The organism is Plantactinospora sp. CNZ320, from assembly GCF_002846275.1.
In genome coordinates, this window is the sequence record NZ_PJMP01000001.1 from 4,961,827 (window position 1) to 4,981,874 (window position 20,048).

At 70.2% G+C, this 20,048-nt stretch carries 15 protein-coding genes; 8 read left to right on the plus strand and 7 right to left on the minus strand.

The window, feature by feature from the left end:
* The first annotated feature begins 186 nt into the window (after positions 1 to 186).
* Complete coding sequence (locus tag CLT71_RS22110) at positions 187 to 1,626, plus strand: glycosyltransferase 87 family protein (protein WP_101368785.1); 1,440 nt, start codon at positions 187 to 189, stop codon at positions 1,624 to 1,626.
* 22 nt (positions 1,627 to 1,648) lie between these two features.
* Here CLT71_RS22110 and CLT71_RS22115 read toward each other — a convergent pair whose 3' ends face one another.
* From CLT71_RS22115 to CLT71_RS22135, 6 genes are all read right to left on the minus strand, one after another.
* Complete coding sequence (locus CLT71_RS22115) at positions 1,649 to 2,116, minus strand: molybdopterin synthase catalytic subunit (RefSeq protein ID WP_101368786.1); 468 nt, start codon at positions 2,114 to 2,116, stop codon at positions 1,649 to 1,651.
* A gap of 1 nt (position 2,117) precedes the next feature.
* Complete coding sequence (locus CLT71_RS22120) at positions 2,118 to 3,386, minus strand: molybdopterin molybdotransferase MoeA (protein WP_101368787.1); 1,269 nt, start codon at positions 3,384 to 3,386, stop codon at positions 2,118 to 2,120.
* 95 nt (positions 3,387 to 3,481) lie between these two features.
* On the minus strand, positions 3,482 to 3,964 hold the full coding sequence (locus tag CLT71_RS22125; RefSeq protein ID WP_101368788.1) for a MogA/MoaB family molybdenum cofactor biosynthesis protein: 483 nt from the start codon (positions 3,962 to 3,964) through the stop codon (positions 3,482 to 3,484).
* Positions 3,961 to 4,452 carry a cyclic pyranopterin monophosphate synthase MoaC gene (gene moaC, locus CLT71_RS22130; RefSeq protein WP_101368789.1) on the minus strand — a complete coding sequence of 164 codons (492 nt, stop codon included), beginning with the start codon at positions 4,450 to 4,452 and terminating at the stop codon, positions 3,961 to 3,963. The genes CLT71_RS22125 and moaC overlap by 4 nt, the downstream gene beginning before the upstream one ends.
* A gap of 40 nt (positions 4,453 to 4,492) precedes the next feature.
* On the minus strand, positions 4,493 to 4,741 hold the full coding sequence (locus tag CLT71_RS36560; RefSeq protein ID WP_143743535.1) for a hypothetical protein: 249 nt from the start codon (positions 4,739 to 4,741) through the stop codon (positions 4,493 to 4,495).
* A gap of 119 nt (positions 4,742 to 4,860) precedes the next feature.
* Positions 4,861 to 8,064, minus strand: coding sequence for a BTAD domain-containing putative transcriptional regulator (locus tag CLT71_RS22135; RefSeq protein ID WP_101368790.1), 3,204 nt, complete (start codon positions 8,062 to 8,064; stop codon positions 4,861 to 4,863).
* A gap of 832 nt (positions 8,065 to 8,896) precedes the next feature.
* Between CLT71_RS22135 and CLT71_RS22140 the strand changes: the two genes are divergently transcribed.
* The 7 genes from CLT71_RS22140 to CLT71_RS22170 all read left to right on the plus strand — a co-directional run bounded on the left by CLT71_RS22140 (position 8,897) and on the right by CLT71_RS22170 (position 15,848).
* Entirely contained in the window at positions 8,897 to 11,275 is a 2,379-nt protein-coding gene (locus tag CLT71_RS22140) for a bifunctional diguanylate cyclase/phosphodiesterase (protein ID WP_101368791.1), read from the plus strand.
* 128 nt (positions 11,276 to 11,403) lie between these two features.
* Positions 11,404 to 12,777, plus strand: a complete 1,374-nt coding sequence (locus CLT71_RS22145; RefSeq protein ID WP_101371683.1) for a glycosyltransferase 87 family protein — start codon at positions 11,404 to 11,406, stop codon at positions 12,775 to 12,777.
* Positions 12,774 to 13,349, plus strand: a complete 576-nt coding sequence (gene crcB / locus CLT71_RS22150; protein WP_199187678.1) for a fluoride efflux transporter CrcB — start codon at positions 12,774 to 12,776, stop codon at positions 13,347 to 13,349. Before CLT71_RS22145 ends, crcB begins: the two co-directional genes overlap by 4 nt.
* Positions 13,350 to 13,414: 65 nt before the next feature.
* Positions 13,415 to 13,789 carry a FluC/FEX family fluoride channel gene (locus CLT71_RS22155; protein WP_199187679.1) on the plus strand — a complete coding sequence of 125 codons (375 nt, stop codon included), beginning with the start codon at positions 13,415 to 13,417 and terminating at the stop codon, positions 13,787 to 13,789.
* Positions 13,790 to 13,883: 94 nt separating this feature from the next.
* Positions 13,884 to 14,519, plus strand: a complete 636-nt coding sequence (locus CLT71_RS22160; protein WP_101368793.1) for a phosphoribosyltransferase family protein — start codon at positions 13,884 to 13,886, stop codon at positions 14,517 to 14,519.
* Positions 14,520 to 14,538: 19 nt separating this feature from the next.
* On the plus strand, positions 14,539 to 14,967 hold the full coding sequence (locus CLT71_RS22165) for a TFIIB-type zinc ribbon-containing protein (RefSeq protein ID WP_101368794.1): 429 nt from the start codon (positions 14,539 to 14,541) through the stop codon (positions 14,965 to 14,967).
* A 158-nt stretch (positions 14,968 to 15,125) separates the two neighbouring features.
* Complete coding sequence (locus tag CLT71_RS22170; protein ID WP_486483391.1) at positions 15,126 to 15,848, plus strand: maleylpyruvate isomerase N-terminal domain-containing protein; 723 nt, start codon at positions 15,126 to 15,128, stop codon at positions 15,846 to 15,848.
* Positions 15,849 to 15,949: 101 nt separating this feature from the next.
* On the opposite strand, the gene CLT71_RS22175 is transcribed toward CLT71_RS22170, so the two are convergent.
* The gene (locus tag CLT71_RS22175) at positions 15,950 to 20,047 is read right to left on the minus strand and encodes a replicative DNA helicase (RefSeq protein WP_486483392.1); all 4,098 of its coding nucleotides are present in this window, start codon (positions 20,045 to 20,047) and stop codon (positions 15,950 to 15,952) included.
* Position 20,048 lies beyond the last annotated feature (1 nt).

Sequence of the window (20,048 nt, forward strand, 5' to 3'; positions counted from 1 at the left end):
TCACCTGACTGAGCGGCCGCGAATCACCTGAACCGCACTCCCTGCGTTAACGCGGTGGAAATGTCGCGAACCAGTGTGGGATCGGACACGGTCGCATAACGCAGGAGGCATTCGAGTGACCCACCGTTCTAGGCTCCTTGGAGGACCTGGGCGGAAGACCGACATTGGTACGGGGGTGGCCACGCCATGCCGGCGACCGTCGAAAGACGGCTAGGCCGCCTCGCCTCAGTCCGCCGCTTTGCTCGTGGAATCGACCGTCGAGCAGTCGTACGGATCGGCATCGTCGCCGTCGTCTGCTACGCCGCGTGGCTCGCCATCGCCACGTTCGGACGGCCGTACAACTTCTTCGACATGAAGATCTACCACGGCGCGGTGGTCTGGTGGGCGGGCGGGCACGAGCTCTACGACTTCATCGCACCCAGGACCACCCTCGGCTTCACCTATCCACCCTTCGCCGGGCTGGTCATGTTGCCGATGGCGGGCATCCCGCTCGGTCTCGCCGGCTGGGTCAACATCGTCGCCAGCGTCGCCACCCTGGCTGTCATACTCGCCGCCCTGCTCAAGCCGATCACCGACCGGCTCGGCTGGTCGCTCTGGTTCACCCTCGGCCTCGCCGTACCGATGGCGGTCGCCATCGAGCCGGCCCGGGAGACGCTCGGCTACGGCCAGGTCAACCTGCTGCTCTTCGGTCTGGTCATGGCCGACCTGGTGGCGCTGCGCTGGCGGGCCCGGCGGGGCAGCCGGGTCAGCGCCGGTGACGGGCCGCTGCGCCGGCTCTTCTTCAGCGGCGCCTGGGCCGGGGTCGGGATCGGCCTGGCCACCTCGATCAAGCTCACCCCGGCGCTCTTCGTCGTCTACCTGCTGATCACCCGACAGTGGCGGGCCGCGATGACAGCAGTCGGTACCGCCATCGCCGTCACCGTCGGCACCTTCGCGATCGCCGGCCGCGAGTCGACCACCTACTTCATGTCCGTGCTCTGGCAGACCGAACGGGTCGGCGCGGCGGACATGACGCCGAACCAGTCGCTGGCCGGGGTGCTCGCCCGGCTGTACGACTCGATCGAGACCCCGACCCTGCTCTGGCTCGCGTTCGCGATGCTGCTGCTGGCGCTCGGCCTCTCCCGCGCCTCGCACTCGCACGCCGACGGCGACGAGCTGACCGCCTTCACCCTGGTCGGGCTCACCACGAACGTGATCAGCCCGATCTCCTGGTCACACCACCTGGTCTGGGTGATCCCGGCGATCCTGATCCTCGCCGACACCGCGAGTCGACGCCGCACGGCCAGCCGGGGCCCGTGGCCGCGTCCTCCACAGTCGACCGCCGGCCCGGCGGGGATGACCGGGCTGCGCGCCCCGATCTGGTTCCCCACCCTGACCGGCCTGCGGCACGGTGTGGCCGCGCTCGGGCTCTACCTGCTCTTCCTGATCTCACCCATCTGGCCGTACGAGCACCAGTTGCCGGAGGTGTCGCACTACCAGGACGGCTTCTTCGGCGCCCTGATGGAGAACTCGCTCGCCCTGGCGATCATCCTGTTGGTCGCCGCGCTGCCGTGGCGACCCGGCGCCGAACCGGCGTTCTACACCGAGCACTCCCGCTTCGCCCGCCGGCTCGCCAACCAGCGGTAGGCAGGCTGCCTCGCGAGCCAGCTCAGGGGCAGTTCACCCACTCCTCGGTACCGTCGGCGAAGAGCTGCCGCTTCCACACCGGCAGCCGGGCCTTGACCTCGTCGACCAGCCGGGCGCAGGCCGCGAACGCCGCCGCCCGGTGCGCAGTGCTCACCGCCGCCACCAGGGCGACGTCACCGATCTTCAGCGGGCCGAGCCGATGCGAGACCGCCACCGCGTGTACGTCCGGATCGGCCGCGATCTCGGCGGCCACCTCCCGCAGCACGTCGGCCGCGCTCGGGTGGCCCTCGTATTCGAGCCGGAGCACCGAGCGGCCGTGGTCGTGGTCGCGTACCACGCCCTGGAAGGAGACCACCGCACCGGCAGCCGCGTCGGCGACCACGGACTCGTGGAAGGCGACGTCCAGCGGGGCGGTACCGACGGCGGTGTGCAACCGGCCGTTCGGCGGCACGGCTCCGGTGCCGACGGCCGGCTCGCTCCGTACGCTCATCTCACACTCCTTGCTGGGGGCGCTCGCCTGGCAGCAGCGGCAGCGGTACGAGTGGCACCCGGTCACCCGGTTCACCCCTGGTGCCCGGGGCGATCACGGCGAACCCGGCCGCTCCGGCGAGCCCGCGAAGCATCGCCGAGCCGACGTGCCGGACCGGGGTGGCGGTGTTGTCGGCGGGGTCGACCCGGACCAGCGCCAGATGGGTGAAGTCGCCCCGCCCGGTCACCGGCCCGGCCAGCGTCACCCGGGGCAGCTCCGGCAGCACCCGGCCACGCAGCCCGGCCAGCAGCGGAGCGACCAGCGAGACCGTCGCGACGATCGCCGACTGTGGATTGCCGGGCAGCCCGGCGACGAACCGGGCCCGACCGTCCGGCCCGGTCACCCGGGCGAGCAGCATCGGAAAACCCGGGCGTACGGCGACGGTGTTGACGACGTACTCCGCGCCCAGCTCGTGCAGGGCCGGGTGCAGGTGGTCGACCGGCCCGTTCATGGTCCCGCCGGTGGTGCAGACCAGGTCGGCGGTGGCGAGCCCCTGGCGGAGCGCCTCGACGTGCGCCTCCAGGGTGTCGGCCACCGGCCCGACCACATCCGCGGCGGTGATGGTGCAGCCGTACCGGCGCAGCCAGGCCGGGACGGCCGGGCCGAGCGAGTCGCGTACCCGGCCCGCGCCGGGGCGGCCGGTGGTGAGCAGCTCGTCACCGAAGATGATCAGGGAGGCCCGGGGCGCCCGCCGGACCCGGAGGGTGTCGTAGCCACAGGAGGCGGCCAGCCCGATCACGCCGGGGTCGACCGGGGTACCGGCCGGTAGCAGTTCCTCACCGGCGTGTGCCTCCTCACCGAGGGCCCGCCACTCCGGCGCCGAGCGCAGCGTGCCGTCGACCAGCCCGTCGGCGGCACGCGTCGACTCCTCGACCCGGAGCACTCCGGCCGCACCGTCCGGCAGCATCGCACCGGTGGCGATCTCGACGGCGGTGCCGTCCTCGGTCAGCGGCGGCGGTGTGCTGCCGGCGAGCACCCGGCCGACGATCCGCCACGGCCCGGTGCCGCGTACGGCCCAGCCGTCCACGCTCGACGTCGGAAAGGCGGGCAGGTCGGTCAGGGTGGTCAGCGGCTCGGCCAGGGTCTGGCCGTCCGTCTCGGCGACCGGCAGCTCGGCGGGTTCCGGTGCGGCGGCGACGCCGGCCTCGTAGACCCGGGACCGGGCCTGCACCCAGTCCACGGTCGGCGGGACGGTCGACGGGTCGGTGGCGACAGCGGTCTCGGTGCTCACGCCGGCCCGCCCGCCGCGCGTCCGGCCCGCTCCTGCGCGCTCCTCACGTTCACCGTCCGAGCCTATCCTCGCGGTACGACCGCCCGCCGACGAGTTCAGTCGGTACGCGGGTGGTCGCCGCCCCGGATCTGGTCGACCGCGTGCTCCAGGATCGGCCCGAGTACGGCCAGCCCGTCCTTCGCGCCGCCGGTGGAGCCGGGCAGGTTCACCACGAGCATCCGGCCGAGTACTCCGGCCAGGCCACGGGAGAGCGCGGACGTCGGTACCCTGTCCCGACTGTGCGCCCGGATCGCCTCGGCGATGCCCGGGATCTCGTAGTCGAGCAGCGCCCGGGTCACCTCGGGAGTCCGGTCGGTCGGGTTGATGCCGGTGCCGCCGCTGGTCAGCACCACGTCGACCCCCTCGGCCGCGGCACGGCGCAACTCGGCGCCGACCGGGTCGCCGTCGCGCACCACCACCGGCTCGTCGACCTGGCAGCCGAGCTTCGTCAGCCCTTCGACCAGCAGCGGGCCGCTGGTGTCGGCGTAGACGCCGGTGGCCGCACGGTTGGAGGCGACCACCACCCTCGCCCGGATCACGGCCGGTCCTCCGGTCGGGTCCAGTCGCCGGTCTTGCCGCCTTCCTTGCGCAGCACGCGTACCCCCTCGATCGAGGCCGCCGGGTCGACGGCCTTGACCATGTCGATAAGCGCGAGCCCGGCGGTGGCCACGGCGGTCAGCGCCTCCATCTCCACGCCGGTCCGGTCGGCGGTCCGGACAGTCGCGGTGATCTCGACCGTGTCGTCGCCGGGCTCCAGGTCGACGGTGACCCCGTGCAGGGCGATCGGATGGCAGAGCGGGATCAGATCCGGGGTGCGTTTCGCACCCATGATGCCGGCAAGCCGGCCGACGGCCAGGGCGTCGCCCTTCGGCAGCCCGTCCCGGCGCAACAGCTCGACCACCTCGGCCGTGGTGTGCAGCCGGCCGGCGGCGACGGCCCGGCGCACCGAGACCGGTTTGGCGGAGACGTCGACCATCCGGGCGGCCCCCGCAGGATCGACGTGGGTGAGGTGCGCGGGCTCGGTCACGTCCGCGAGCCTACCGGCAGGGCCGTCGCCACCGGGTCGGTCAAGCCGCCGACGTCACGGGCCGCACCGAAATCGGCGGTGGGACATCCCACCTGGCCCAGACCACCACGAAGAACAGGCCCCATGCCGGCTGCCACCAGCGCGGTAGCCGCAGGAGTGCCGCGCCGCGCCGCAATTGTCGATCAGCCTCGGCCAGGTCTTGTGCCGCGCGTCCGGAGTCCAGATCAGCCATCAACGGCTCCACGTTTGCGATCTGTTCCACCTGTGCGATCTGTTCCAGAGATGGCACGTGGGCATCGGGCAACCGGTTCGGGTGAGGGAACGGATATGACTTGGAACCTGTCGCAGGTGCGTTACGACGCTCATACCCGATCCCTCACCCTTACCGCAACGGTGACCGGGGGGCGATCACCGCAGCCGGTCTTTTGTCGATTCCCCCGTGGCTCGACCACCGACCGATGGGTAAACCATAGGTGCGGCCGAGATAGAAACTCGATAGACGATCGATACGTTCGGCGCCGACGACCCGGTCCGGCTCGGTGTCTGCTCACCGCTCGACGTGCGGGGCAGGCGGGCGAGGTGACGCTCGACCTCGAAGCGCTCCGGTACGCCCATTCTTGTGAAGATCGCCATCGCCCGCTCCCAGTGTCGACGCGCCTCGGCCGGATCCCGCGTCTCCAACAGTCCCGCCATTGCCGCCAACGCCCGCCCCTGCTCGTACGGATGACTGGTCCGGGTGGCCAGTTCGAGTGCTTGCCGATGCGCCTCGAAGGCTTCCGATCCCTGTCCTGCTGCCGACAGAGTAAGTCCGAGATCGTTGCGCGCTGCCGACTCCACGTCCCGCTCACCGGTATCGATCGCGGCGGCTATCGCCCGTCGATGTAGCTGCTGTGCGTCGTCGAGCCGGCCCAGGTGGCGGTACGCGCTGCCAAGATCGTTGATTGCCCCAGGTTCACCACGTCGATTACGAATCCGGGCCCTGAGGGCAAGCGAAGCACTGATCAGACGGGCAGCCTGGCTGAACTGGCCCATTCGCAGGCGTGTCGCCCCGAGATTCCCAAGGTCCTGAGCTACCGCGAAGCTCTTCTTCAGCTCGATAGCGAAGAGCAGCGATGCGCGCTGAACCTGCAGGGCCTCCTCGCACATCCCGAGTAACGTGAGCGCGATTCCCATATTGGTACCGACACTGAGCAGCCCAGCGCGCCGCACTCGCCGACAGATCTCTACAGCTTCGAGCAGACGCCCCATTCTGGTCAACACTACGCCGCGGTTTGCCTCGGCGGCCCGCGCCAAAAGCGCATCTCCGACGCTGTTCGACAGACGGAAGGAACTTTGCAAATGCTGCATCGCAGTTTGATAGTCGGCGATATTAACGTACGCCGAGGCTATGTAATTGTGCATCGTTGCCATTGCCGCGACGTCTCCCAGGCGTGTAGCCGCGGCTAGCCCGATGCGATGGGTTTCGATAATCTCTTCCGAGTAACCACGGGTATAGTGGAATCGCCAGGTTTGTTGGGCAAGCCGCCACGCATAGTGAGCTTGTCTGCCTTCTGCGGCGAGACGGACCAGCGATCGGATGTTCATCCGCTCCTTCTCCATCCATGCCGTGTCCGGTTCCACCGCCTTCACCAGTTCGGGACGCTGCGGTCCATGCGAGGGCCGCAATATACGGTGATATGGCAGCTCTAGCCTCTCCGAGACGACAGCCGCCGCGAACAGGTAGTGGTCGAGCAGCTGACCTAACGCCGCGTCGCGCTCATCCGGTGCGTCGGTGGCGACGGCAAGGTCGGCTGCGTACTGGCGCGTCAAATCATGTAGCCGGAACCGGTCAGCGCTCAGTTCCTCCACGAGATGATGGTCGACCAACTCGGCCATAGCCAGCTTGGCGTCCGGCAGCGGCAATCCCGTTAATGCTGCCGCTGTAGTGATGTGGAAGAACTCGCCAAGATAGAGGCCCAGCAGCCGAAACATTCGGCGCACCGGTTCCCGGAGTGGTTGATATGACAGGTCGAAGGCGGCAGCAACGCTCCGGTCTTCCGCAGAGATCTCGCCCAGCGTCCGACTGCTCCGGTCAATCCGGTCCGCCAGATCCGCCACCCTCCAGCCTGGGCGGTGCGCGAGGCGGGCGCCTGCCAGCCGGATCGCCAACGGAAGATATCCACATTGTCGAACCACTGCTGCGGCGGCCTCCGGTTCCGCCCGGATCCGGTCCGCCCCGGCCGTCCTCGCCAACAGGTCGACGGCCTCGTCCGGGGCGAGGACAGGTAACGACTCGGGGATGATTCCGTCGGTTCCCAACAAGCGCCGTCGGCTCGTTACCAGTACCAGTGTGCCGGGGGCAGACGGTAGCAGCGGCTCGACCTGGGCTCTACTGCCGGCATTATCCAGCAGCACGAGGACCCTGCGGGTGGCAAGCTCCGACCGCCACAGCGCGATCCGTTGATCAAGCTCCGTCGCGATCCGTCCGGCCGGTACGCCGAGTTGCCGGAGCAGGGTTATCAGCGCAGCGGAGGGCTCCATCGGGCTCACAGTGCTGTGGCCTTGCAGGTCGATGAAAAGTTGAGCATCGGGGTAGCGGTCAGTGAGCCGGCTGGCGAGATGTACGGCGAGCGTTGTCTTGCCGATCCCGGCCATCCCGTTGATCACTCGGATCACTGGTCCACTAGGGTCCGCCCGCTCCACAGCCTCAGTCAGCCGACGTATCGTTTCGGTCCGTCCGGTGAAATCGACGACTGTCCGGGGCAGCCAGCAGGATGGCACCGCCGTCTGCTGGTCAGGGCGATCGTGGGGGGCGGCGGTCAGCCCTGGCATCGTTGGCGCACCGGACTGCGGCAGTGCAGCGGTCGCATGAAGGCGGTTGAGCGCAGGGTCACGGTTGAGTACCGCCTTGTGTAGTTGTTGCAGTTCGTCGCCGGGCTCAATGCCGAGTTGGTCGACCAGTTCCGACCGTGCGGCGGCGAACGCGGCCAAGGCACCGGGGAGATCGCCGTCCTCGTAGAGTGCCCTGATCAACAGAGCATGGGCATGTTCCCGCAGGGGGTGAGCTCGCAGATGATCCCTGAGCATCCCGATCGCCAGCCGGGGCCGACCTGCTGCCAGGTGCAGCTCAGCGCACTGCTCAATTAGACCGAGCCGAAGGGTCACCACCGCTGTTCGGCGGGCCGACAACACCGGCCCAAGCGGCAAACCCGCTAACATCGGCCCCCGCGAGCGGTCCTCGGCCCGGCGGATCAGATCCTCCGCGCCAGACAGGTCTGCCCGAGCGAGTGCCTCGCTGGCCCGCTGGCACTCATCTTCGAAGGCAAGCAGATCCACGTCGTCCGGACGTATCCGAAACTCGTAGCCGGGACCGCTCCGGGCCAACAGACCCTTGGTCTGCTCCATCTCGTCGAATGCCCGCCGGAGGCGTGCCGCGTAGCCACGGGTGTTGGCGACAGCCGATGCAGGTGCCGCCTCCGGCCACAGCTCGTCGATCAGCTCCTCCAGCGTGACTATCCGCCCCGGCCGGATCGCCAGCAATGCCAGCACGGTCTGCTGTTTCGGGGTACCGAGTGGCAACGACGATCCGCCTACGAGAACCTGCATCGGTCCGAAAAGTCGAACTTCGATCATCTACGGCCCCAAGAGGCAAAAAGGACGAGTTGAGCAGTGACCCCTCGCAGTGTATCGACCACCGCACAGATACATTCACCAGCGTCATTCGCCTCCGGGAGGGCCAGCCGCATCCAGTTCGTCTGCAATGACGCAATGATCCAAGATCAGTAAGGATCACACGACATCGAACCCAGGGTCAACGGATGGACACGAAGCGAGTTCTACCAGGTCACCCGATGGAGGTTCGGCAGCCGCAGCGCCAAGACTTGAACAAGGTCGAGTTGCCGAACGTTCGCAACCAACCACCAAGGCGGTCCGCAGGCATCTGTTGAGCGCCGCCCGGAGAACCGATCAACTTCAGCAGAGCCAAAGCCGCAGAGTCCGCATCCCGGCCTCACGAACATACGTCGATCATCGCCAGTCAGTTCCCATACATGGACAGAACGTAGCGAATGCGTAGAGGCTTGGCTAATAGTGAGCATAGCGACATTTTTTGTATCTATCCGTCGCACTCCCCCTTAAGCTGCTCCCATCAAGCGAACCGGATTGGCAGCAACGGATTACCGGACACCGGTAGCCCGGAGGGGCCATAGGCTGAATGGAGAGCGATCATGCGTGGCCACAGCTGGGAGTGACACAGGTGTCGCCGAAAGGCGACTCACCGTAGTCTGACGAGACGCACCCTCCGCATACCCTGGGAACGGTTGTGACTCGTCCTGATGAACATGACACTGGGACCGACCGGCTGTGGCTGGCTGTCGGTCCCGTCGTCGTCTTCGCGGCCGTGTCGGCTGCGGTCTGCGTGCATGCGATCATCCGCAGCGGCTCCACAACGGGTTCCAACCTTCAGATGGCAGCGACGCTGGTCGCACTGGTCGCTGTCGGTACCGCCGCCTCAGTAAAAATCCGCATCCGGTCGACCACACACGGCTTCACCTGGATCGAGAGCGCCTTCATGGTCGGCTTGGCGGTGGCTCCCGCTCCATGGGTCGTGCTCAGCACAGGGCTCGGCGTCGGCATCACCTGCGCCATCGTCAAGCGAGCCAAGATCAGGAGCGTGTTCTCGGTCGCGAAGGAGATGGTCCTGGTCAGCGCCAGCGCGTTGACGCTGCTCCTCCTCGGCCATCATGGAGGGTCGGAACTTTCCGTCCCCGACCTGATCGGCCCACTCGCGGTTGCGTACCTGGTGAACGTGGTACTGGACGAGCTGCTGTCGCTGCCGATCATCGCACTGGCCACAGGGACGAAGGTCAGCTACCTCTTCAGGGAGAACTGGAATCTGCGCTTGGCCACTGTTGTCGCCCGATTCTTCCTGATCCTGGGCACCTTGGTGATCCTCCAGGCGGACATTCGGCTGCTGGCGGCGATCCCACCCCTGATCCTCAGTCTTCACCTAGCGTACTCGGGACGGATTCGGGCGCGCACCGAGCAGCAGGCGTGGCAGCGCCTGGCCCGGGCCACCGACGCACTCAACGCCGTGGACCTCGACACAGTATTGAGGACGGCGGTCATGGGTGGCGCCGAACTCTTCTCCGCCGATGAGGTGGAGATCGAGTTGACCGGGACGGGCCGGCTGGTCAGGGGCACAGCCAAGACGCTCACTTACGATGGGCCGCCAGGTGCGGCCACGGACGACGCCGGCCTGGTCATCCCGGTACCCCTCGAGGGACACAACACGAGCGACATCGGCATGCTGCGGCTGCGGTTCCGGGGGCCGATCAAGCTCTCCGAGCGGGAGCAGTACACCCTGCGTACCTTTGCCTCGGCGCTCTGCACGGCGATCCGCAACGCCTCCGCGTACGCCGAATTGAACCGGGTGGCCGAGGAGCACGCGCACGCCGCCGCACACGACGCGCTGACCGGGCTGGCCAACCGGCGGCACCTGCTCGACAGGGGCGCCGAGCAACTCGGCCAGCGGCGCACCGAGGGCGTGGTAGCGCTGCTGCTGATCGACCTCAACCACTTCAAGGAGGTCAACGACACCCTCGGGCACGCGGCCGGCGACCGGGTACTCATCCAGGTGGCCGAGCGACTGCGCGGTGCCGTACACGGGGAGGACCTGGTGGCCCGGCTCGGCGGTGACGAGTTCGCGGTGCTCTTCCACGGCCTGCCCGCCCCGGCGGTCGCCGCGCACCGGGCCGAGACGCTGCTCACCGCGCTGCACGAGCCGATCGAGCTGGACGGAATGCGGATCAGCGTCGAGGCCAGCGGCGGCATCGCGGTCGCGCCGAGCAAGGGCGGGATGACCGAGTTGCTGCGCCGCGCCGACGTGGCCATGTACCAGGCCAAACGGGGCGGCCGCCGGATCGCCACGTACGCCCCGACCCGGGACACCGCAGATCTCGGCCGGCTCTCGCTCGGCGGCGACCTGCCCCGGGCGGTTGCCGACCAGGAGTTCACGGTCAACTTCCAGCCGATCGTCGACCTCGGCAGCGGTGAGGTGGTCGCCGCCGAGGCGCTGGCCCGGTGGCGGCATCCGGCCCGGGGCACCATCGATCCGCTCCGGTTCCTGGAGACGGTGGAGCGGTCCGGGCTGCTGCCGGCGTTCGCCGAGGCGGTTCTCGACCAGTCGCTGATCGCCGTCAACACCTGGCGGGAGGCCGGCTTCGACCTGCCGGTGGCGGTCAACGTCTCGCCACGCAGCCTGCTGGACGCCCGGTTCCCCAGCTCCGTACTGGCCCGGTTGCGGGCGCACGACCTGCCGCCGGACCGGCTCGTGCTGGAGTTGACCGAGACGTTGACGCTCAGCCAGCTCGAAGTGGTCGACCAGGTACTCGGGCAGCTCCGGGACGCCGGCATCCAGCTCGCCCTGGACGACTTCGGCACCGGGTACTCGTCGTTGTCGGTGCTGTCCCGGATTCCCGTACACGAGTTGAAGATCGACCGGGGCTTCGTCACCGCGATGGAGACCTCGGCGGAGGCCACCGCGGTGATCCGGTCCACTGTCGACCTTGGCCGGAGCCTCAACCTGAGCGTGGTGGCCGAGGGGGTGGAGAGCGAGCCGCAGCGCCGGGCGCTCTGGGAGCTGGGCTGCACCGCCGGGCAGGGCCACCTCTTCGCCCGACCGATGCCGGCCGCCCGGCTGCTCGCCTCCCTGCACCAGGGCGCGGGCGGCAGGCCCGGCACCCTGGCCCCCGCGCTGCACGACGAGGGCGCGGTGGTCCGGCTCTCTCCCGGCCGCCGGCCCGGCCCGCGCCGCGCCGAGCGCCTGCCACACCTGCCGGCATAACCGCCGCACACGCTCTACCGCCGCCGGCCGCGTAACCGCCGCACACGCTCTACCGCCGCCGGCCGCGTAACCGCCGCACGGGCTGCCGGGTGTCTGCCACACTTGCCGGCGTGAGTGCCACGGACGAACTGGACACGTCGCCCGACACCCGGACGCCGGAGGGCCGGAGATTCTGGCGTCGGGCCGACCGGGCGGCCGGTGGCCTCGCCGCCGACCTGGTGCTCTATCTCCTCTCCACCGGCTTCGCCGCCGTCACCGCGGTCACCTCCACACTCCTGCCGCACCGGGCCTGGGGCAGCGTCGCGGCCGTCGGATACCTGATCGCCACGATCGTGGTGCTCGGTCAGCTTCTCGTCCGGCGCCGCCGACCCGACTCCCGGCTGGCCGGTACCGCCGCCCGGGGCGGGTTGACCGTCGCCACCTGGGCCGCCACCGCCCTGCTGCCGCTGGTCTGGCAGGCGGTCGAACGGGTCGGCGGCCGGCTCGACCGGGCCCAGGAGGAGGTGGTGGTGGTCGAGCACTCCGGTGCCCGACTGCTCGACCACGGCACGCCGTACCTGACCCGGGACGCCATCGCCGCACTTCCGGCCGGGGAGCAGTTGCTCGGCTACACGCCGTACCAGCCGGGGATGGCCCTGTTCGGGCTGCCGCGCGCCCTCGCCGGCACCGCGTGGTGGACGGACGCCCGGATCTGGTTCGCCGTCGCCACCGCCGTCGCGCTCGGCCTGGCCGTGCTGCTGCTCCGGCGCCCGGCGGCGGCGATCCCCGGCGGCCCCGCCCCGATGTCGGCACGCCGGGCCGGTGTCCGGGACGCCGCGCTGGTCCGGGCGGTGCAGCTCGCGACGGTACTGCCGGTCTGCGCGCTGACCCTGGCCACCGGCGGTGACGACCTGCCGGTCCTCGCCCTCTGCCTGCTCGCCCTCGCCTACGCCGCCCGGGACCGGTTCGTCGGCGCCGGCCTGGCGGTCGGGCTGGCGGCGGCACTGAAACTCTTCGCCTGGCCGGTCGCGCTGGTCCTGCTGGTGCACGCCGCCGTCCGGGGTCGCCGATCCGGGCTGCGGTTGGCCGTCGGGGCGCTCGGCCTGCCGATCGTCGCGCTCGTCCCCGCCCAACTCGTCGACTCGGCGGCGCTTGTCGAGAACGTGCTGCGTTTCCCGCTCGGCCACGGCCTGGTCAGCAGCCCGGCCGCGTCACCGTTCCCCGGGTACCTGATCGCGCAGTCGTTGCCGGCCGGCCGGGTGGTCGCCGCCGCGCTGCTGGTCGCGGCCGGAGCTTTGATCGCCGTCCTGCTGCTGCGCCGCCCGCCCCGCACGGCCGCCTCAGTCGCGCTCTTCTGCGGGTACGGGTTGCTCGCCGCGATCCTGCTGATGCCGTCGACCCGGTTCGGGTACCTGCTCTACCCGGTCGCCTTCCTCGGCTGGGTACCCGCGCTCCGGCTCGCCCTCACCCCGCAGGACACCCCGGCCCCCGACCGCACACCGGTGTCGACCGTCATCCCGTGAATGCCGACGGCCGTCCCGTGAACCAGCCCCGCTCCGCCCAGCCCGACGAACCCGCCGGGCCCGACGAGCCCGTCCCGTCGCCCGAACCCGCCGGGCCCGACGAGCGCGTTTCGCCGCCCGAACCCGTTGGGTCTGACGCGCCCGTTCCGTCGCCCACGCCCGACGAGCCACCCGCGCTGCCGAACCGGCCCGGCTGGGACGTCCTCGCCGCGGTCGCCGTCGGCGGTGCGCTCGGCTCGGCCGGCCGGTACGGGCTGGTGGTGCTCTGGCCGCACGCCGCGACCGCCGTACCGTGGGCGACCCTGGTCACCAACCTTTCCGGCTGTGCCCTGATCGGCCTGCTGATGCGACTGGTCACCACCGCAGCCGCCCCGCACCGGCTGATCCGGCCGTTCCTCGGTACCGGGATCCTCGGCGGCTACACCACGTTCTCCACGTACGCGGTGGAGACCCGGGGACTTCTCGCGGCCGGCCGCCCCGGCGTCGCCGTCGGGTACCTGCTCGGCACGCTCGCCGGAGCACTGGTCGCGGTACGCCTCGGGATGTGGGCGGCGGACCGGGTGCGGTCGTGACCCGCCGGGCGGTACGCCGATGCTGACCTGGGCGGTATGTCGATGCTGACCAGGGCGCCACGTCGATGCTGACCTGGGCAGCGGTGCTGGCCGGCGGGGCGGTCGGCGCGGTCGGTCGGTTCATGGTCAACTGGCTTGTCGAGCGCGGCTCCCGCCCGGCGCCGTGGGCGACGTTCACGGTCAACGTCGTCGGCTCGCTTGTGCTCGGCCTCGTCGCCGGCCTCTCCGCCGCCCTGCCGGGCTGGGTCGGCGCACTGGTCGGCACCGGCTTCTGCGGCGCGTTGACCACCTACTCGACGTTCGGCTACGAGACAGTGCAGTTGCTGTCGGGCGGGCCGGGCGGGCGCCGGCAGGCCGGGCTGAACGTGTTCGCCACCCTGGCCGTCGGGCTCGGCGCCGCCGCGCTGGGCTGGCAGCTCGGCACCGCCGCCCTGGGCTGACGCCTGCCCCTGTCAACCGGCAGCCGGTGGCGTTCCGACGGCTTTCTCGGGCGTCTGCCGAGCAGGGTTGGCCGGCGGGGCGTAAACCTGAGACATGAACGCGACCTACCGGGATCGTGCGGAGGCCGGAGCCGTACTGGCCGACCGGCTCGCCCCGATCGCCGGTGACCCCGACGTGATCGTCCTCGGGCTGGTCCGGGGCGGCGTACCGGTGGCGGCGGCGGTGGCGGAGCCGCTCGGCGCACCGCTGGACGTCCTCGTGGTCCGCAAGCTGGGCCTGCCGGAGGCACCCGAGGTGGCCTTCGGTGCCGTCGGACCGGGCGGGCTGCGGGTGCTCAACGAGGAGATCGCCGGCCGGCTGGAGCCGGCGGAGGTGGACGCGGTGGTCCGGGCCGAGACCGCCGAGTTGGAACGGCGCGAACGGGTCTACCGGAGGGACCGGCCGCCGCTGCGACTCGACGGCCGGATCGCGGTGATCGTCGACGACGGGCTCGCCACCGGGGCCACCGCGCGAGCCGCCGTCGGAGTCGCCCGGCAACTGGGCGCCCGACGGGTGGTCGTCGCCGTCCCGGTCGGCGCGCCGCAGGCGTACGAGCTACTCGGCGAGACCGCCGACGAGGTGCTCTGCCCGGAGCGCCCGGCGGACTTCGGCGCCGTCAGCCGTTACTACGACGACTTCCACGAGGTGTCGGATGCCGAAGTGGTGGCCGCGCTGACGGGAACTCGGTGATTCGACCGGGTACCTTCGAGTGATGCAGATGACCTGTCCCAAGTGTCGTGGCGACATGCGCCAGTACGAGCGCAGCGGCGTCACGGTTGACCAGTGCACGGAATGCCGTGGCATCTTCCTCGACCGGGGCGAGTTGGAGAAGCTGTTCGAGGCCGAGGCCAACTGGAGCCAGCAGCAGGCGCCGGCGTCGCAGCAGCACGCGCCCGCCTCGGGTGCCGGGTACCCGCCTCCGCCGCCGGCACCGCACCAGCCCGCCTACGGCGGCCCGAGCCACGTACCGCCACCGCCACCACCGCCCGCGCACGGCTACCCGCAGGCGCCGGCCCCGGCGTACGGGCAGCACGGGCAGCATGGGCAGCATGGGCAGCATGGGCAGCCGCACTACGGCTACCACGGGCACTACAAGCACAAGAAGCGGAAGGGTTTCCTGAACGACTTCTTCGACTGACCGGCCCCGCCGGCAGGACGGTTCCGGTCCCCGCTGGGAGACCGGCCACCGGATCGGCTGGTTGACCGGAGTTTCACGGATCCCCGTGCCCGGGCAACATACCTCGCGCGTCGTCGACGGGCGGCGTATGTACGTCGCCGAGCGCGGGGATCCGCCGTTTGCGACGGCTGGGCTGGACGGAGGTGGGTCGGCTGGACGGCGTGGGAGCCTCCCGGGCGGCGGGGGCACAGCGGGCACTCGGTGCGGCGTACGACCTCATCACCGCGACAGTCGGTGACCTCGCCGACGCCGACCTGCTCCGGCCGACCCGTTGCCGGGGCTGGTTCGTCGTCGACCTGCTCCTGCATCTGGTCCTCGACGCGCAGCGCGCCCTGGTCGCGCTCGCTAGCCCGGCGGTCGGGCCGGCGGACGTGGACGGCGTCAGCTACTGGCTGGCGCCGAGTGACCCGGACGAGGGGCGGCACGCCACCTGGGTACGCCGTTCCGCAGCCGCCTTCGACCGGCCGCGCGGAGTGGTCCGGCTCTGGACCGAAACCGCACCGGCGGCGGTCCGGGCCGCCGCAGCGACGGACCCGCTCGGGTACGTCAGCACCCAGGGTCACGTGCTGGCGGTACCGGAGTTCCTCGCCACCCTGGTCACCGAGGCGGTCGTGCACCATCTCGACCTGACGGTGGACCTTCCGGACGCGCCCGGGCCGGAGTCGGAGGGTGTCGCCATCGCGGTGGCGACCCTGGACGGGCTGCTCAGTGCCGAGGCGATCCGCCCGTCTGACTGGTCGGACACCGACTATCTGCTGAAGGGGACCGGGCGGCTCCCGCTGAGCCCGCACGACCGGCTCGTGCTCGGCGAGGCCGCCGGCTGGTTCCCACTGCTCGACTGAACCCACAGGCGACGGGTGCCGGCAGGTGACGTGCCACCCGGCGGCGGCTCGATGCCGACCCGGTGACCCGACGCCGGCCGGTGATCTGGTGCCGGCTGGGCTCAGACGATGGCCATGTCGACGAACCGGGACAGGTGCAGCTGCGCGGCCACGGTGACGGTGTCGGTCGGTCCGTTCCGGTGCTTGGCGACGATGAAGTCCGCCTCGCCGGCCCGGGGTGACTCCTTGTCGTAGTAGTCGTCGCGATGCAGCAGGATGACGACGTCGGCATCCTGCTCGATCGAGTTGTGCACGGCGATCCCGTTCGCGATGAAGTTGTGCACGCCGAGCACCGTCGCGTCGTAGACGTCACGTTCGCCCAGCGGCTCGATGGAGCGCACCTCGTCCCAGAAGACGTCGTTCGTGGCGTACAACTCCAGATCCGCAGAGTCCAGCACCTGCGCGACCTCGGCAAGTCGGGTACGGCCCGGCGCATCATTCCACGGCGCGCCGCCGCGCAACCGGGTCTCCGGGGAGGGCGCGGTCCCGCCGTGCGTCGGGCCAGGCTCGGTCAGCACCTCCCGGACCCGGCTCCACACCTCCCGGGGGACCGTGTCGACATTGGCGTTGCTGACCATGGACTCGATCGCCGCGATCAGTCGAGCGCACGCCCTGGCCCGCTCGCCGTACGCCCCGATCTCACGCAGGAACCGGAGCTGGTCGTCCCGCCCGGAGATGTCCAGCCTGTACCCGATCCGGTGCGTGCTGGTCCGCACCGCCCTCAGCCGCGCCGTGATGCCGTAGCGGAGCAGCAGCCGAGAGATGTCTTCGAGCATCCGACGGCTGGTCGACGCGTAGTGGATCAGCCCACCTCGTCCCGCGTCGTCCACCGTTACCGACCCGTCCGTCGCCCAGAGGTGCCGCAGGAACAGCGTGATCTGTTTCTTGGGCAGCGAGAAGACCTCGGAGGGTACGAACCTCTCGTCCGGGCGCAGCCCGAACAGTCCCAGGCCGTCCAGCCACTCGACGATGGGGTTCCGCCGCCCCGGAGCCGGAGGGTGCGGGGCGGGAAGGCGCAGGGTGCCGACCCGTGCCGCCGCCCGGTCGTCACGGATCGCGGTGATGCCGAAGTCTCGCGCCACTGCCGTTACGGCGGCGAGGTTCTCCTCGTCCTGGCTGGCGTACCGGACGGGTTGCCGACGTACGAACGATCCCGCTCCGAGCAGGTGCGCGAGCATGATCACCCGTGCCTCCGGCCAGGGCCGGGTGGCCAGCGGCGGGGGTATGTGCCGAGGCGTCGCCACCTGGGCGCCGACCGTGAGTTCCCGCAGCGGAACCCAACCGCCGATCGTCAGGAACGGGTGATTGGCGGTGGCGTCGATCTGCTTGCCTGAGGCGAGCGTCAACCGGAAAACCTGACGGGTTCCGCTGGGGAACGCGTGCGTGAGAGTGCGGGCGGTGTACCGCAGCTTCTCGTCCAGGGCCCAGACCGGAATGTCCCGTACGCCGTGTGCCAACAGCTCGCCGAGGGTGACCTCCGCGTTCGTGTCGGCCCGGATGAGCCGGGTCTGCGCGGTCAGGCAGCCGGACTCCCGCAGGTCGGACAGCTGCGGGCGCTTGTCGGTACGCTGCTCCGGGCCACGGTTCAGCTGGCTGACCGCGATCACCGGGCACTCGACCTCCTTGGCCAGCAGCTTCAGCCCTCGGGACAGCTCCGCGACCTCCTGCTGACGGCTCTCGGTCCGCTTCGGTGAACTCATCAGCTGGAGATAGTCGACCACGATCATTTTGAGGTCGTGCCGCTGCTTGAGCCGACGGGCCTTCGCCCGGATCTCCATCAGGTTCATGTTGGGCGTGTCGTCGACGAAGAGCGGCGCCTCGCTGATCTCGCCCATCCGGCGGGCCAGCTTGGTCCAGTCGTCGTCCGAGAGCTGCCCGCTGCGCAGTACGTGCAGCGGCACCCGGGCCTCCGCCGAGAGGAGGCGCATCACGATCTCGACCTTGCTCATTTCCAGTGAGAAGATCGCGCTGGCACAGTTGTGCCGGATCGCGGCGTTCCTGGCGAAGTCCATCGAAGCTGTGGAGTTGTGGGTCGGGATCATGGCCCGGCCGGCCAGGTAGAGGTGGTCCTCGTTGTCGACAGTGACACACCGGACCGGCACGCTCGGCACGCGCCGCACGTCGACGATGTGGCGGCTGGCCGTACGGCTCGGATCGACACCTCGCCGCCGCGCCCGGTGCGCCGCACGCTTGCGATCCAGCCGGAAGACGTCGTCCGGGGTACTGAAATCCAAGGTGTACGCCGTCGACGTTTCCCCGGTCCGTCCCGTCACCCGCCCGGTGGAGATCGTGCAGTGGTGACCGAGGCTGACGATCAGCTCGTGCACGTCGAGTGCGAGCCGGCGGGATGTCGCGGCGAACCACAGACCGCCGTCGGGTGCGACGGTGCCCGCCGTGTCCATCAGACCGGCGAGCAGGGATCGCCGCTGCGCCTGTGACGCTCGGAGGTACTCGACGGGAATGTGCTCGTCGTGCGGTACGCCCACAGCCCCGTCCACGGCACCAACGGGCGACCCGTCGCCGAGCCACAGACCGAGGGTGTACGGCGGGACGGGCAACTCCCGTTCCGGCAGGTCGAGCGGGGCACAGTTCCGCACGGCGTGGTTGGTGTGCCCGTCTCTCGGGTTCCGTACGGATGCCGCGATCTCGGCCGTGGTGTGCACTTGCTCGCGCACGCTAACGGCATCGACGATCGTCGTCAGCCCGACGGGCTGCTCGAGTACGGCGACCGACGAAGCGGCGCGGGCGATGTGGGCGGCGCGGATGGCGCGGGTGGCGGCGACAGCAACACGCTTCCCGGTGAGCTGCCGTCGGTGTGTCCGGGTGGTCGTCTTCCACAGGTGTTCGGCGTCCGCCACGATGACGGAACCATCGGAGAACTCGACCTCGTAACACGGCCGGTCGTGCAGGATGTCGAAGACGTTGGTGACCGTGGTCGGCCGGCCGTCCGCGCCGAGCAGCTGCTCCCCGACACCGACCTCCCCCATGGTGGTCCAGCCATTCGGGGTGGGCAGCGGGGTGTCCAGCGCGAGCGCCTTGCCGAGACCCGGCCGGCCAGCCACGATCACCAGCTGGCCGGGGTGCAGCCCGTTGAGCAGCCGGTCCAGGTCGGTGAAGCCGGTCGGTACCCCGGTCATCACCCCGCCCTGCGCACCGACCGCCTCGATCTCGTCGAGCGTCGGCTGGAGCATGTCGGCGAGTACCGCGAAGTCCTCGCTGACCCGCTTCTCGGTCACGTCGTAGATCGCCTGCTGGGCCAGGTCCACCACGTCGTCGACGTCCCGCCCGCCACCACCGGCGGAGCCGTAGCCGAGCTGGACGATCCGGGTACCCGCCTCGACCAGGCGTCGCAGCACCGCGCGCTCGCCGACGATCCGGGCGTAGTAGGCGGCGTTGGCGGCCGTCGGCACGCTGGCGATCAGCGTGTGCAGGTAGGGCGCACCGCCGATCCGGGCCAGGTCGCCGGAGTCGGCGAGCGCGGCGGCGACGGTGATGGCGTCGGCCGGCTCACCCCGGCCGTAGAGATCCAGGATCGCGTCGAAGACGGTCGAGTGCACCGGCCGGTAGAAGTCGTTGGTCCGGAGGATCTCGACCACGTCGGCGATCGCGTCCTTGGAGAGCAGCATGCCGCCGAGCACGCACTGCTCGGCCGCGATGTCCTGCGGCGGGGTCTTGTCGAACTGCCCGTCGCGGGGTGCTGGCGCGTCCGACGGCGGCCCGGACGGTCGCGACTCCCCACGCGACGGCCGCGACTCCCCACGGACGTCATCGGTGACCGACACGGGCATCCCCCTCCGCCACACCGGCAGGCCCCTAGCGAACCGCCGACGTACGACATTTCCCGGCTGACCCACGGCTCCGCTCGGCCGGTGGGCCGGGCCGGCCCTGGCCAACCGGCTCGACCGGGGGATGTCGACACGGGTGGCAGGGTCAGGGCGCAACGATACGGACGTCGAGGTCAGACTCTCAAGCACGGCGGTGGACGGAACTCGGGACAACCTGTGGACGGTTTCCCGACGGGGTGTGTGCGGCCCTGTGCACAGGCTGTGGATAACGTTTGGGGAAGATAGCCTGGAGCGCGCCTGACCTGCGCCGACTCGGTCCCCAGCATGTGGAGGAAAGAAACAGGTCAAATTCGGGCTACCGGAACGGCGTATCATC